Origin of the sequence: Micromonospora sp. NPDC048999 (genome assembly GCF_040649295.1) — a bacterium.
In the GTDB taxonomy this organism is placed as follows: domain Bacteria; phylum Actinomycetota; class Actinomycetes; order Mycobacteriales; family Micromonosporaceae; genus Micromonospora.
In genome coordinates this window covers 1-14,940 of the sequence record NZ_JBEZFI010000023.1, presented here as the reverse complement: position 1 = coordinate 14,940, position 14,940 = coordinate 1, and the positions used below count along the sequence as shown (strand labels likewise).

Annotated in this window: 6 protein-coding genes; all 6 read right to left on the bottom strand. The window is 75.9% G+C overall.

The window, feature by feature from the left end:
* Positions 1-37: 37 nt before the first annotated feature.
* Genes AB0C02_RS21720 through AB0C02_RS21695 form a run of 6 tightly spaced genes read right to left on the bottom strand, consistent with a single transcriptional unit; the run spans position 38 to position 14,860 of the window.
* On the bottom strand, positions 38-1,711 hold the full coding sequence (locus AB0C02_RS21720) for a hypothetical protein (RefSeq protein ID WP_357550505.1): 1,674 nt from the start codon (positions 1,709-1,711) through the stop codon (positions 38-40).
* Positions 1,711-3,510, bottom strand: a complete 1,800-nt coding sequence (locus AB0C02_RS21715) for a hypothetical protein (protein ID WP_357550504.1) — start codon at positions 3,508-3,510, stop codon at positions 1,711-1,713. The genes AB0C02_RS21720 and AB0C02_RS21715 overlap by 1 nt, the downstream gene beginning before the upstream one ends.
* Before the next feature lie 39 nt (positions 3,511-3,549).
* A complete protein-coding gene (locus AB0C02_RS21710; protein ID WP_357550503.1) occupies positions 3,550-5,382 on the bottom strand; it encodes a hypothetical protein in 1,833 nt (610 codons plus the stop codon).
* 55 nt (positions 5,383-5,437) lie between these two features.
* Positions 5,438-9,937 carry a hypothetical protein gene (locus tag AB0C02_RS21705; RefSeq protein ID WP_357550502.1) on the bottom strand — a complete coding sequence of 1,500 codons (4,500 nt, stop codon included), beginning with the start codon at positions 9,935-9,937 and terminating at the stop codon, positions 5,438-5,440.
* Positions 9,934-14,730 (bottom strand): hypothetical protein, encoded by a 4,797-nt coding sequence (locus tag AB0C02_RS21700; protein ID WP_357550501.1) that lies wholly within the window; start codon positions 14,728-14,730, stop codon positions 9,934-9,936. Before AB0C02_RS21700 ends, AB0C02_RS21705 begins: the two co-directional genes overlap by 4 nt.
* 1 nt (position 14,731) lies before the next feature.
* Positions 14,732-14,860: a hypothetical protein gene (locus AB0C02_RS21695; RefSeq protein ID WP_357550500.1), complete on the bottom strand. Its 129-nt coding sequence runs from the start codon at positions 14,858-14,860 to the stop codon at positions 14,732-14,734.
* Between the last annotated feature and the right edge of the window lie 80 nt (positions 14,861-14,940).

Below are 14,940 nucleotides of genomic sequence, written 5' to 3'. Positions count from 1 at the left end.
ATCGGTGCCGCCAAACAGCGGCAACGTGACGCGGGCGTCAGAGACATGGCTGACACCCTGCTTCACCATCGCCCAGCACCTCGGCCAGGCCAGCGCGTATAACGGCGGTCAGTTCGGCGTGGGACGGACCGATGGCATCGGGCAGCATAGCGAGCACCCGCGGGGCGAGCGCGTCGGCAAGCGTGTGGCTATCGGCCGGTGTGCGGGACCGACCGACGACGACCGGCGCCCCGACCGGCGCGCTGGCCGCGAGGTCGGTTTCGGCGCGCGGCTCGGGCAGCCGGGCCAGCGCCGCCCGTACCGGTGCCGGGTCCGCGGCCTGCCGGGCGACGGCCTCGCCGATGACGCGGACCGTCTGCAGGATCTCGTCGAGCACCGCGAGGGTGGACATGCCCTTCGGGATGCCGTCGCCGGCGTGCTGCCACGGCAGGGCGCCCAGTTGGCGGGCCACGGCCGGGTCCTTCAGCAGGGCGAGGAACCGCTGCACGTCGGTGCCGCCGTCGTCGACGACCAGGCCCCAGGGGCGTTGGTCCCGCTCGGCCGCCGCCGTGGCCCGGATGCCCAGGTGCAGCCGGCCCCGGCCGGGGTCGGTGCCGGGGTATGGCCGCCGGATCCAGCTGTCGTCGACGCGGGCGGTGTTGCCGGCGAGGATCCACTGTGCGGCCGACGGGTGGCGCTGGAACGCGGCCAGCAGCGCCTCGGTGTCGACTCCGGTGACGTCCACGTCGAACGCGTCGACGGTGTCCCGCGCGTTGGGCCGGTGGTCGGCGTGGTGGGTCGCGTCGACCACGATACGGTCGGTGCCCGGCCAGCGGCGGGTGATCTCGGCACGCAGCGCGTCCAGGGCAGGGGCGAGCCGGCGTGGTGCCTTGGACTCCTGGGTGATCAAATCCCGCAGCGCCTGCTGCTCGGCCGTCCGGTCGGTGAGGTCGCCCTCGTCCCGGTGGAAGTGTGACCAGACCTGGCAGCCGTTCGCCTTGGCCCAGGCGTGCATTCGCCGGTACCAGTCGGCGCAGCGGCTGCCGTCGGCGTCCAGGTCGGCCGGGTAGCCGCCCGCCGTGGTGATCCGTGGGTGGTTGATTTCGGCGATGCCCCAGGGTTTTCCGGTGGCCTTGGACAGCTCGACCATGATGGCGAGGGCCGCGGCCGGGTCCTCGTAGCCGGCGGGGCGGAACGGGTTGCGGGCCTTCGCGTCGTACGGGTACCAGTCGGCGAGGACCAGGTCGACCGTGTCGGCCTCGTGGTCGGGCCACCAGGCGCGCCAGTCGTTGACCCGGCGTCCGGTGGCGTCGACCCGGCGTACCCATTGCAGGGTCCAGCAGACCGCGAGCCGCAACCGGCCGTCGTGCCGGGCCGGGTGGTTCCCCACCTGGGTGCGGGTGCGGGTCCACGACCGGCGGAACACCTCCGGTGTCGGGTCGCCGCCGGTCTGCTGCTCCGGTTCGTGGTGCGGCACCAGGATCAGTCGGCCGGTGCGGCTGGTGGCCTGCCAGGCGGCGACGAACGCGGCGGCGTCCACGTCCGGGTCCTTGTGCGAGACGATCACGTCGGCGGCGGCGGGCGTCTGAGCCAGCCGTTGCCGTTGGTCGGTCCAGGCCGACGCGGGCAGGCCGTCGCCGGGCCCGAAGAAGATCCGTACGCAGCTCGTGCCCGGGTAGGTGGCGAGCATGCTGGTGACCGTGCGGGTACCCGGGCACCAGCCGGTCGGCATCACGCGGGCACCTCCACGGCCAGCGGCTCCAGGTCGGCGCGGACGGCCTTGACCTCCCAGTAGAAGGCGTGCGAGGCGGTGGAGCCGTCGACCGTGCGGACCCGGAAGGCACCGTCGCGGACCCGGCCGGCGGCCAGCGCGGCGACCGGCTCGTCGTCCTCGAAGACCGGGGTGAGCTGGACCGTGCGGCCCTCCGGGCGGGTCAGCGCCTCGAAGTACGCGGGCAGTTCCACGGTGGCGACGCCGTGTTCGAGGCGGCCCTCGCCCCGGTAGTAGACGCCGTTCTCCGGTCCCTCGATCGCGGCGTGGATCAGTTGGCGGCGCTGCGTGGCGTCCGGCGGGTCCAGCGGGTGGTCGATGGCGAACTGCTTGGACTTGCCCCTGATGACGCCGCTGTCGGCGTACATGCTGATGGTGTAGCCGCTGGTCTGGTTGAGGCCGAGGTAGATGCCGCCGGAGGAGAACAGGTCGAAGGTGCTGATGCCGCCGCCGCTCCACGAGGCCGCCGGCGGCGTGTCCGGGCCGACCTTGAGCTTGCCCAGGATGGTCACGTCGCCGCCGAACTGGCCGCGCTTCTCCACCCAGAGGCAGCCCGCGTCGGGTGCGCCGTCTCCCGAGAAGCCGACCCAGACCCCGCTGCGGTTGAGCAGGTGCAGCCGCTCGGGGCCCTTGGTGTGCATGCGGCCGGCGCCGATGATGAAGTTGTCGGCCGGCACGTTTATGTTCCCGCTCAGGTTGAGGACGCCCTGGACGCTCAGGTCGCCGGTGCCGTTGGCGTCCTTCACCACGGTGACGCCGCCGGTGGCCCGCAGGTTGAAGGCGCCCTCGGCGATCGCCGACAGCCCACCGCGCCCGCGCAGGGTCGCCGCGCGCAGCTCCCGCACCCCCAGATCGGCGTACGGCTTGCTGCCTTCGGCGTACGCCAGGCTGGGGCCGTCGGCGCTGCGGTCGACCAGTTCGAAGCCCTTGCCGGCGCGGAACGACAGTTGGGCGTGCTGCACCCCCGGCCCCCAGAAGCCGAGCGCGGTGACCACCTGGCCGGCGCTGACCGTCGCGCCTTCGAGGCTGCCCAGGTGCAGCATGCTGCCGCCGATGCGCAGCCGGTCGGCGCCGTACTGGTGGAACGCGATGAGGTCGTCGGGGTCGTTGTTGTTGGCGATCCGCAGGATCGTGTTCTCGCCGGCGTAAGGCCAGTAGCGGATGTACGCCTCGTCGCCGCTGCCGCCGCCCGGGTCGGGGGGAAAGGTGACGCCCGCCTGCGATCCGGCGCCGACGGTCGGCACGATCGCGCCGACCGGCACCCGCAGCCCGGCGACCTGCCGGCCGGTGCTCTGCACGGTCACCGTGCCGGCGGCCCGGGTCACCTTGCCCAGCAGCACCGCGTGCGCCAGGTCGGTGGGGGCGGTGGCGTTGACCTTGACCAGCCCCTCCTCGGTCCACCGGGTCTCCGCGGCGACCCCGCCCTCGTCGCGCAGGTCGGTCAGGAACTCGTGGTACTCGATCCAGACGAAGAAGGTGCCGTCGCCGGGGATCGTGGCGCGCCGGTTCTCCGGCAGCACGATGACGATGCCGTCGCCGTCGATCGCGACGCCCTGGCTGACCGTCACGTCGCTGCCGGTCGGGGTGAGGTCGAGGCCACTGACCACGCCCATCGGCTGGAGCAGCCGGGCGGCCAGGTTCTGCCGGGCCAGCAGGTAGTCCAGCGCCTGGGTGAGGTCGGCGGCGCGCAGGTACTCGTAGTCGTAGTACCGGGGCCGCGCCATCGGCAGCGGCAGGTTCTTCTTCCAGATGATCGGCATGAGCGTTCTCCGCTGTCTGTGTCGGTCGCGGGCGGGTGGTCAGCGCGGTTGGACGGTGTCGTAGCGCAGGCCACTGGAGACCTCACCCGCGCCGAGGTGCCGGGCGCGGCCGAGCCAGAGGTGGACCGACCCGTCGGTCCACCGGGCCAACTGCCACTGCCGCAGCACCCGGCTGCCGGCGCGCGGCACCTCCTCCTCGGGAAAGGCCAGCTCCACCAGCCGTCCGTCGCGTTCGCGCCAGTCGAGCAGCCGGCTGTAACCGGTCACCGCGACCGGCTCCCCGTCCCTGGACGGCTGTTGCAGCGGGACCCGGCGCAGCCGGACCACGTCGGGGCGGTCCTGCGTGGGGCCGGGCAGCAGCGGCACCCAGTTCTCCGGCACGGTGGTGGCGAAGGCGTACGACAGCGCGGGCACGTCCGGGTCGGCCGGCGGGCGGGGCGGCACGGCTGCCCGGCCGACCTGGGCGGTGCGGTCGATCGGCCGGCCGGTGGCGCCGGTGACGATCCGTTCGATCGCCCAGGCCAGGTTGGCGGTCTCGTCGCGGCCCAGGCGGACCTCCTCCACCGGGGCGGAGTCGAGGGTGGCGGCGGCGGTGGCCGGCAGGACCAGCACGTCGGTTGTCCCGCCGCCGGGACGGGCGGGCCGGAACAGCGCGGTGGACTCCGGCGCGGCCGGCACCAGCGTCTGCCCGCCGAAGGTGTCGGTGACCAGCAGCGAGCGGATCCGGGTGGCCGAGCCGACCGGCAGCTCCAGCGGCAGCAGGAAGTGGTCGTTGGCGTAGATCAGGCCGTACTCGACCACGAACATCCGGGCCAGGTCGCCGGCGCCGGCGCCGATGCCGGCAAGGTTGACCCGGGCGTCCTCCAGCTCCCAGAACCGGGTCGACGGCATGCCGGCGTACGCCACCGGGGTGGGCAGCAGCACCTTCACCACGTCCTCGACGCCCGGGCGCGCCTCCAGCGTGGTGCCCGGCTCGTGGTCGAAGTGGTACCAGTCCAGCCGGTTCCCGTCGTACTCGCGCGCGGTGAGCACCAGCTCGGCCTGGCCGTCGTGCGCGGCGACGGCGGCCTCGTACTCCATCCGCTCGCGCCGCCACGCCGACCCCTCCAGCCCGGGGGTGCTGAACAGCGGGGTGAAGTCGGCCGGCGGCCACGGCGGCGCGGTCGGCCGGGCCCCGCCGGTGGCCAGCACACCCGGCAGTTGCAGCAGGTAGCCCGGGGCTGGCCCGGCGGACCGGGCCGGCACCCCCAGCCAGGTCAGCCAGTCGGCGACGGCCTGGCGGACGGAGGCGAGCAGGGCGTCGGGCACCCGCACCTGGCGGGTGAACCGGTCTTCCGCGCAGGCGCGCAACGCCAGTTCCCCGTGCGGCACCCGGCCGGCGGCGACGCGCAGGTAGCCGACGGTCTCCGGGTCGGCCGCCGAGGCGCCGTCCGGTGGGGTGGCCGGCACCGGGTAGGTGGCGCACACCGTCGGCCCCAGTTCGCCGGCGCCGGCGTCGGCCAGCAGCCGCAGCAGCTGCTGGCCGCTCTCCACGGCGAAGCGCAGGTCCCCGGCGGTCGCGGCGGCCTCCCGTTCCACCAGCGTCTCCCACGGCACTGCGGCGGGCAGTCCCACCGCCCCGGCGTACGGGCCGGGCCGGTAGCGGGTGAACCGGGCGACCTCGGCGTGCACCCGGGCGGCGACCGGTGAGCCGGCGTCCTCGCCGGTGAACTCGCCGAGCTGCCACTGCCGGGCGAGCAGCCACAGCGGGTCGGCGATCCGGGCGTCCACGGCCGGCGCGAGGTCGGCCCGCCGGGTACGCGGCTCCAGCCGGGTCCAGGTGGTGACCGACGGCGATTCGGTGGCGGCCGTCGGCTGGTCGACGGTGGTCACGGTGCCTCCTTTGCTCGCGACTGCGGGGCTCGCAGGACCGGCTCACTCCTCGCGCTCACGGTGCCTCCTGTCCGCCTTGCGGCGTCAGCGTCGCGTCCGGCACGAAGTCGGTGGTGGTCGTGGTCTCGGCCACGTTGGTCGGGAAGTAGAGGGCGGGCAGGAACTGCCCGGCCGCGCCGAGGGAGTCCAGGTCCACGGCCCGGGCCTGGGCCAGGTCCATCGCCTCCTCCAGCACCTGCGCGAGGCTGCCCGGCTGCCAATTCGTCGCCCCCTGCGGCGCGAGGCCCAGCAGCACCGCATGCGGGGCGGCGGCGCCGGGCGCGTCGTACTCGAAGGTGAGTCCGGTCTGCACCTGCCCGGCCGGCACCACCTCGGTCCACTCGTCGACCACCAGGCCGTGCACCGGGCGGGTCGGGTCGATCCCGCCGGGGGCGACCACCACCAGGGACAGCGGCTCGGTGCCGGGCTTCGGCGGCGCCTCACCGACCCAGCGGTCGCCCGGGGCGTACGGCAGCTGCGCCACCCGAACGGTGGCCGGCAGTCGCACCACGCCCCCGGCGTCGAGCGCGCCGGCGGAGGTGAGGACCTCCTGCAACCGGCCCACGGCGGGGCGGACCCGGCCGTAGCGGGACAGCCAGCGGCGTACCGGATGGGGTGAGCCGCCCTGGAGCGCGTCGCTGGCCGCCAGGGCGGTGGCCAGCTGCGCCGGCTGCGGCGCGGTGGCCCGGGGGAGCACCGGCATGTCCGGGCCGAGCAGGGCCCGCAGGCGGGCGATCTGGGCCTCCCGGCGGCGGGCCGGCGGCGCGTCCGGCCGGTCGAAGTCGGTGGCGGGGTCGCACCGGCATTCGCCGGGCGGGCACGGCGTCCGGTCGTGCAGCTCGGCGATGACCCGGCAGTGCGCGGCGAGCCGGCGGTCCAGTTCGAACCGGGTGGTGGCCGCGGTGTCGGCGACCGCGTCGGCGCTGCCCGGGCGTGGGGGCGGCGGCACCGCGCCGACCACGCCGAGGCCGGCGGCGGCGGTGAGTAGGCGGCGGGCGGCCGCCTCGTCCCCGGCGGCCAACTCGGCCAGCCCGGTGGCGGTCCGCCGGGTCGCCTGCCAGGTCTCGTCGGCTTGCGCCTTGGTGCCCTCGTCCGGCTGTGGCGGGACCGACGGGTCGGTGCCGAGGTCGGCGGCGACCACCGGCCGGGACCGGCCGTACAGGTCGCGCAGCACGTTGACCGCGTGCAGGAACTCGGCGAGGCTGACCCGGTCCAGCGGCCAGCCGGGATCCCGGCCGTAGTCCAGCTCCAGTGTCCATTCGTCGCCGACCTCGGTCGGCCGCAGCGGCCCCCAGGCGTCCAGGGCGATCCGGCGGTCCAGTTCGGCGTCGTCCGGCTGGCCGGGGTGCGGCGGCGCGGCGAGCAGGTCCACCGCCGGCGTCTGGATCCGGTCCAGGCTCGCCGGCCGCCAGACGGTGGCGGTGATCCCGTCCGGGGCGTGCCAGCGGTAGCGCCAGAAGACCCGGAACGAGGGCGGCAGCAGCACGGAGGTGAGGGCGTCCACGGCGGTGCCGGCGATGCGCGGGTGGTCGCCGCGCCCGGCCGGCCAGTCCTGCCGGAGCCGGGCGAAGCGGTCGTCGGCGTTGACCAGCAGCAGCACCCGGTGGGTGAGCGCCGTCCCGGTGACCGGAGTACGGGTGACGTGCAGCTCGGGCGGGTTGGTGGCCGCCCCGGAGGCGGCGTCGACGGCGGCCGCGGCCCGGTTCAGGTCGCCCAGCGCGAGCTGGTGCACGCTCTCGGCGAGCAACGTGTCGGCCACCGCGTCGACCGCCTCGGCCAGGTCGGCGAGGATCTCCGCGACGGCGGTGCGTTCGGTGGCCGAACGGTTGCGCAGCCACTGGTTGAGCTGGCCGGCCTGGTGCAGCCGGTGCAGCTCCAGACCGTCCACGGTGGCCGTCGACTCGACGGTGGCGGCGATCGTTGCGCCGCCGTCGGGGGTCGGGTCGACGCGGTGCGCGCGCACTGGCGCGAGCGCGCGGAACGTAGGCAGGAGGTGGTCCCACGGGCCGGCCGGGTGGTCGTGCAGGCCGCGTTCGAAGCGGTAGCCGAGCAGCGCGCCGAGGCTCTGCCCGGCGCGTACCCCGTCGAGGAGTTGCTCGGCGAGGCGGACCCGGCGGGAGGAGAGTTCCACCGCGAGGCCGGGGTCGCCGCCGTGGCTGCGGGAGGCGCTGCGCAGCACTGCGGCGGTGACCGCCTGCGCCGGGGAGGGGGCGTGCACGTGCCCGGCGCCGGCCGCGGCCAGCGGCAGCTTCGGCGGGGCCACCGATTCCGGGATGTCCGCCGGTCGGTCCACCATGGTCGGTTTCGGTGCCGGCGCGAGGTCGACCAGCCAGCCGTAGCCGCCGACGTGCACCCCGGGCGTCCCGCCAGCGGTGAGCTGGGCCAGCCGCCGGGTGGCCAGGGAGGTGATCCAGGCGTCCAGCCGGTGGCTGGCCAGCCCGAGCGTCCCGGCCAGGTGCCGTTCCAGGTCGGCGGTGGGCAGCTTGTCCTCGAGGGCGTCGCGCAGCCCGGTCAGGGTGGTGCGGAACGCCCGCAGGTCGGCGGTGGCGCGGACCTGCCGGGGATCGTCCCGGACGCCGGCCAGGTACGTGCCGACGGTGTCGGCGGTGCCTGGCACCGGCGTGTCCAGCCGCCTGCGCAGCACGCGGGTGCGGTCGCGTGGGCGGACGTCCACCAGTTCCGGCTCGGGGAGCTCCGCCGCCTCGGGCAGCCCCGCCTCGGTGGCGAACGCGTGGGCGGCGGCCGAGTGCTCGGCGATCAGGGCGGCCCGCAGCAGCCGGTGGAAGAGCGGCACCGGGCCGGCGCCGGGGCTGACCGGGATCTTGTCGCCGCGCAGACCGACCGCGGCCAGCGCGCCCAGGTACGCCCGAACCCGGTCGGCGCGGGGGCGTCCGGGGCCGTCGAGCAGCGGGGTGCCCAGCGCGTACGCCTGCTTGGCGAAGACCGCCAGGGACAGTCGGGGGTCGGTGGGGCCGCCCAGCCCGATCGCGGTCAGCAGGTCGCGGGCCGGCTCCACCACCTGCTCGCGCCAGTCCGGGCCGAGCCCGAGTCGGGCGAAGCGCCACAGCCAGCTGACGTACTCGTTGCCGAGCATGCTGCGGGCCCGGACCTCCAACACCCGGGCGTCGGTGGCGAGGATCTCCAGCAGGGTGCCCTCCGGGTCGCGCAGGCCGGGCACGATCCGCGGCACGGGAGAGGGCAGCCAGACCTGCCGCCACAGGTTGTGCAGCAGCGCCACCGCCTTCGCCTCGCCCGGCCCGGCCGGCTGCCAGTCGCGCAGGCTGGCCACCGGCAGCAGCCCGTACGGTTGCCGGCCCACCCGCAGCGTGGGCAGCGGACCCTCGGCGTGCACGTGGGTGACGAAGTGTTCGCGTACCGCGGCCTGCTCGGCCGGGGTGGCCACCGGCAGCAGGTGCCGCAGCAGGCTGCCGAAGCTGGCCGGCCAGAGCAGCCGGCGGACCAGCCGCCCGGTCGGCCGGTCGACGGCGGTGGCGCCGGTGGCCCGGGCCAGCGCGGTCGGCGCGCCGGTGCGGGCCGGCTGCCGGCGGGCGGCGGTCAGCGCGTCCTGCGGGGCCGCGGTCAGCTCGAGGCCCAGCACGGTGGCGGCCAGCGCGGCGGCGCTCTCCGCAGCGGCGGCTTCGGTCGCGCTGTCCCCGCCGGTCACCGGTGTGACGGTCGGGGCGGCCGCCGGGGTGTCCGTGTCGGTGTTGTTGGTGGGGGTGTCCGGGGCGAGGAACGCCAGCCCGTCGGTGGCGGCGTGCGCCTCCAGCAGCCGGGCCAGGGCCCGGGCGGACCCGGCCGGGCCGGTGGTGGTGTCCAGCCCGAAGACCAGCAGCCGCTCCACCGGCTCCGGCTGGCCCTTGGCGTCGACCGGGACGGTGACGGTGAACGCCATGCCGGCGGCGACGGCGGTGGCGAAGTCGACCGCCCACCGCATCCCTTCGTCGACCGGCGGCGCCTCGGCGGAGAGCCGGTCGATGCTGCCGTTGCCGGTGAGCACCGGGCTGGGGCCGACCGGCAGGTCCTTGGTGACCGGGGCGGACGTGCCGGTGAACAGCTTGCCGCTGGCGGTGCGGCCGACCGCGTACCACTGGTTGGGCAGCAGCCGGGCCCGGGCCGGCTCGCACCACGGGCCGGGGCGGGGCAGCGGATCGGTGGGGAAGACCCCGCCGACCGGTTCCAACACCCGGGCGATCCAGGCGGCGCGGGGTGCGCCGAAGCGGCGGACCAGGTCGCTCCAGGCCGCCTCGTCGGGGGTGCCGGTCGGCCCGCCCGGCTGCCCGTCCCCCCAGTACGCCCGCCCGGCGGTGATCTCCTCGTTGGTCAGCCCCGGCTCGTGGTCGTCGACGTGGATCTGGTCGGGGTAGACGCGGATCTTCAGGGTGGCGCCGGCGAACCGGGTTTCCAGGCGTACCGGAAGCATGACCGCCGGGACGGTGGCGGCCAGCGTCCACGGGGTTCCGGTGAGCGCGCCGGACAGCGGCGGCCGGTCGGCGGCGTACGAGGTGCTGCTCATGCTCGGGTCTCCGGCGTCGGTAGCAGGTCGCTGGCGTGGCGGGCCAGGAGGACGGGGCGTTGCAGCAGCGCGAGGGCGGTGTCGGCGGCGTTGCGGCCCTGCTGGGCGCCGAAGACCACCGCGTCCGGTGGCGGCGGGTCGCCGGTGAGGTCCACCCCGAATCGGGGTGCGGTCGGCTGCTCGCGGAGCACGAAGAAGTGCCCGGCCGGCCCGTCGGCCTGGCGGTCGGCGCCGCGCGCCACCTCGGCGGTGTAGGGGAAGCCGAACAGCAGCAGGTCGGGGGAGAGCCAGGCGTTGAAGATGGGCAGCACGTCCGGCCCGGTCGGGGTGCGTTCCTGCGGGCCGGTCCAGGTCGCGGCCCGCATGGTGACGACGGTGGACGGATAGCGGCGTAGCAGTTCGCCGCGGATGACCAGTACCAGCGCCTGTTCTCCGGGCGCGCCGACGGCGGTCAGGTGGCTGCCCAGCGGACCGTTGCGCCAGGCCGGGTCGGTCAGCGGCGGGATGTCGGTCAGCGGCGCGCCCGCCGAGACGGCCCCGCGTACCTCCCAGAACTGCCGGAACCAGGTTTGCTTCGGGTCGGCGGGGAACTCCCGCCACAGCATCTCCCGGCTCATCTCGTGGTTGAGCCCGACCAGGAACGCCTCGATGAACCGGGGGTTGGCGGCCAGCGCGGTCATCGTCTCCGGCGCCACCGCCGGCAGGTTCGGCACCACGTGCTCCTGGGAGAGGCCGCGCAGCAGCTCGTAGGCGGGCACGTCGAAGGTGACCCCGGCGAGCAGCCGGCGCAGCGGGTCGCCGCTGTCGGGCAGGGCGTCGACCAGGTCGCCGTCGCCGAGGCTGAGCCCGGCGAGCACCTCGCCGGCCACCGCGGTCTCCGGGCGTACGGTCTCGCGGACCGCGGCGGCGGCGGTGGCCATGTCGACCGGGGCGGGGCGGTGGTCGCGGGCCAGCGACTGGGCGGGGGCGAGCCGGTCCTGGTGGGCGGCGGCGGCGGCCATGAAGGTGTTACCCATCTTCTCCCGGTCGGTGACCAGGTCGGCGCGCAGGTCGGCCAAGGCGACGGTGCAGCCTTTGGCGCCGGGGTCGGCGGCCCCGGTCACCGTGACCAGGGGGCTCCAGTCCACCGGCACGCCGTTCGGGTCGAGGTCGAACCCGACCCGGTATCCGATGGTGGCGCCGGTGCGCCGGGCGACCACCAGGTCGGGGCGGCGGGTGCCGCTGATGTCGGCCACCGCCACGCCGGCGCCGTCCGCGCGGGCGGTCGCCGTCTCGTCGGGCACCGCCCGCGGCGCGGTCCACCCGCCGACCACCCGGCCGCGCCGGTTGACGCCCCGCCCGGTGAGGTAGCGTGCCACCGGCGTGCCGCCGACCGTGCCGGTGGCGAAGACCAGCAGGTCGGGCACCTGGTCGCCGGTCATGTCGAGCAGGTCGATGCCGACCGCGGTGAACCGGTCGAGCTGCATCGGGGTGGGCAGCGAGTCGGTCCAGCCGTTGACGACCGCGCCGTCGTCGTCGAGCCGCCAGCCGATCCGGTAGTACACCCGGTTGTCGGCGCGTCCGGGCCGGTCCACTGCGTACGCGACGATCAGTTCGGGGCGGCCGTCGCCGTCCAGGTCGGCTAGGGCCACGTCGAGCCCGGCGGTGTCCGCGCTGACCGGGTCCGGCAGCTCGTACGGGCCGGTCCAGCCGCCGGTCGCCGTGGCGTTCGCGTCGGCGTCCCGGCCGATCCAGTAGGCGATGCGGCAGGTGCCGGCCGCCGTTCCGGGCAGCAGCGCGGCGGTGACCAGGGTGGGACGCCCGCCCGGCAGGACGGTGCCCAGGGTGGTGGCGGTGGCCCGGGCGATCGCCGGGATCGTCGGCCCGTCCGTCGCGGCGGTCAGCGCCGGTTCCTGCACCGCGCCGTCATCGCCGATATTGTGGGCGACCTGGGTACGGGACCGGCTGCCGGCGCCCTGCCCGAGGGTGTGGGTGAAGACCAGCGAGGCGAGCAGCCCCACCTTCGGCGCGAAACGCACGTCGGCGGGGGCGGGCGCGTCGACCGGCCCCACGCCGCGCGGGTCGGCCGGCGTGCCGTGGTCGACCCAGCCCGTCGGGCGCGAATAGCCCCAGCGGTACGAGGTGAGCCGGCCGTCGGCGGTGACCGCGAACAGTTCCCCGTCGCGCGAGTCGCCGGCGAACGGGCCGGGCCGGTGTGCGCCGAGTCCGCCGGCGGGGGTCGCGGTGGTCACCGCCTGCCAGTACCAGTAGTAGAGTCCGTGCCCGTCGTGGTACCCGAGGTAGCGGGCCATCAGGCGGATGTCGGTGGGGTTGGTGGGGCTTGCGGCGAGGGTGAGGATGGCCGGCCCCTCCTCGTGGCCCAGCGGTGCGACGTCTTGGGCCAGCGAGATCACTCGGCGGCCGTCCGGCACCGGGTTGTGCGGCAGCGTGCTGCCGTCCCCGTACAGCGACACCAGTTGCCCGGCCGGCGTGACGTACTCGATGCCGTACTGCCGGTTGGGATACGCGTGCTCGGCGGCCGGGGAACCCCAGACGGCGGGCCCGGTGAACTGCCGCCACTGCTGTCCGTTGTGGGCGAACAGGCGGTTCGCGCTGGTGGCGACCAGTACGCCGACGAACGACGGCCGCGGGGAGCCCCAGAGCCGTTCGTTGCCGCCGACGGGGCTGCCCAGGGATGCCCAGGAGCGGTTCGCCGGGTCGAAGCGCCACAGCGCGGCGTCGCCGCCGAGCACGTACAGCACCGAGCCACCGACCACCGGCCGGCTGTGCACCCCGGTCGGGGCCCCGCAGTCCGTCCACACCCAACGGTCGCCGTCCCAGGCGCGTTCGAACAGCCGGCTGTTGCGGGTCCGCACGTACACCCGACCGGGGGGCATGACCGCGCCGGAGGTCGCCACGGCGGTGCCCGGTGGGGTGCCGTGGTCGTGCCACACCCAGAGGCCGGCGTCGAACCGACGTCGCTCGAACAACCGGCCGTCGGCCGCCCCGACGAAGAACCGATTGCCGGTGAGCAGATCGCCGCCGTTGGTGGCGACCCAGGTGACCGGGTCGTCGGCGGCGCGGGCCATCCGGGCGGGCGGCCCGCTGGTCCCGGTGCGCCACCAGCCGTTCGTCGCGGCCTGCTCGATCACCGCGCGGGTCAGGTCGCCGACGCCACGGCCGTCGCTGACCAGGGTGTCCAGGACTGCGCCGCCGGCCGGCACCCGGGCGGCCGGCACCGGGCTGGCGCCGCCGGCGAGCCGGGCCAACGCCGTTGTCGCGGCGTCGTCGTCCACCCGGCTGGCCAGCGGCCCGCGGGGGCGCAGCAGCCGGCGGAGCGGCGCCGACGCCGCGGCCTTCGCGCCCGGGTTGGCGTCCAGCAGCCGGTCCAGCGGGCCGGCGGCGCCTGCGGCGAGGCCGCGGGCCGGTAGGTCGACCAGGTCGTGCACCGGTTGGGTCAGCGCGACGAGCCGGTCGTCGTCGATGGTCGCGCCGGAGGCATCGGGGTCGACCCGGCGGGCGTAGAGCGCGGTGGCGGTGTCCCGGGCCGCCTGGCCCCGGCGCAGCTGCTCGTTGGCCTCGCGGATCTCGGCGGCCCGCTGCCAGGCCGCCGCCGCCAGGTCCTCCTGGTGCCGCTGCACCACCTGGGTGCCGAGGGCCGCGGCGGCGCGGTAGCGGGGGTCCAGGTTCAGCCCGGACAGCCAGCGGGGCTCCGTGCCGGGGGCGGGCAGTTGGGTCTCCTGGGTGTGGATGTCGCCGTACAGCGGTGGGGTGAGCCGGTCCGCGGCGTGCCGCAGCAGCCCGGTGAGGGCGGTCTGCCAGGTGGCGCGGACGTCGTCGGCCCAGACGGTCGGGGTCATCCCGGGTGCGGCGAGGGCACCCTCGAAGCCCAGCACCGAGCGGCCCTCGACGCCCTCGTCGGGCTGTTGTGGCAGGCCGCCGCCGGGCGCGGCGATGTCCACCGGTTGCCGGCCGACGTCGGCGGGCAGCGGCCGGGCACGCAGCCGGCGGGCCAGCGACTCGAAGTCGCCGTCCGGTCCGGTGCGGAACGTCCAGTGGTGGTAGACGGGCAGCAGCACCGGGTCGTCCGGCCCGGGGTGCGCCGATCCGGGTCCCCAGGCCGGCGCGAGCGGGCCGGCGTCGTCGACCGGTTCGCCGAGGCCGGCGCGGACGCCGGCCGCGAAGGCGGGGACCACGGCGGCCAGGTATTCGGCGCCGGCGGCGAGCCGGCGTGGGCAGAGCAGCCGGGACAGGGTGCGTTCCGGGGCGGTGGCGATCACCTCGGCGATGTCCTCGTCCTCGGTGGTGACCAGCACCTGGGCGTGCGCCCAGGCCCACGAGTCGGCCAGGGCGGGCAGTTGCCGCATGGTGGTGGCGAGCCGGGGCAGCGGCTGGCCCGCCTCGGTCCGCAGCTGTCCGCCGCCGTCGACGGGTACGACGACCAGGACCAGCCAGGGGCGCAGGGCGCCTCGGGCGTCGGGCCGGGCCGGCGTGTAGAGCCAGGGCAGGTCGGGCCGGTCGAACTCGACGGCCGCGAACATCGAGACCTCGACGTTCTCCGCGCCGGGGGCGGGGAAGCTGCGGATGATCTCTTGCGGATCGATGCCGACCACGTCGCCGGGGCCGTGCAGCACGGCGGTGGAGGTGCCGGTGATCTCGCGGGTCTCGCCGGTGGCGGTCTCGGTGCCCAGAGCGGTGACGCTGAGCTCGACCGTGGCCCGAGCGCGTGGCAGCGCACCGGTCAGCGGGTCGGTGTCGGCGACCACGCGGGCGACGCCGTCGCGTACCCAGGGCAGGAAACGCAGGCCACCCATGTCAGCGGACCTCCAGTTCGGCGGGGACGATCCGGGGCTGCGGCACCCGGACCCGGGGCCGGCGCAGGGTCCCGGCGCGCCGGGAGGGGGATCGGTCGGTGGTGTCGGCGCCGCGGCGCGGCGCGGGCACGCCGGAGCACCCGCAGGTCACCCGCGTCGGGGTACGCCCGTTCGTTGCTCTGCACCGACAGCCTGACGTACGCCGAATCC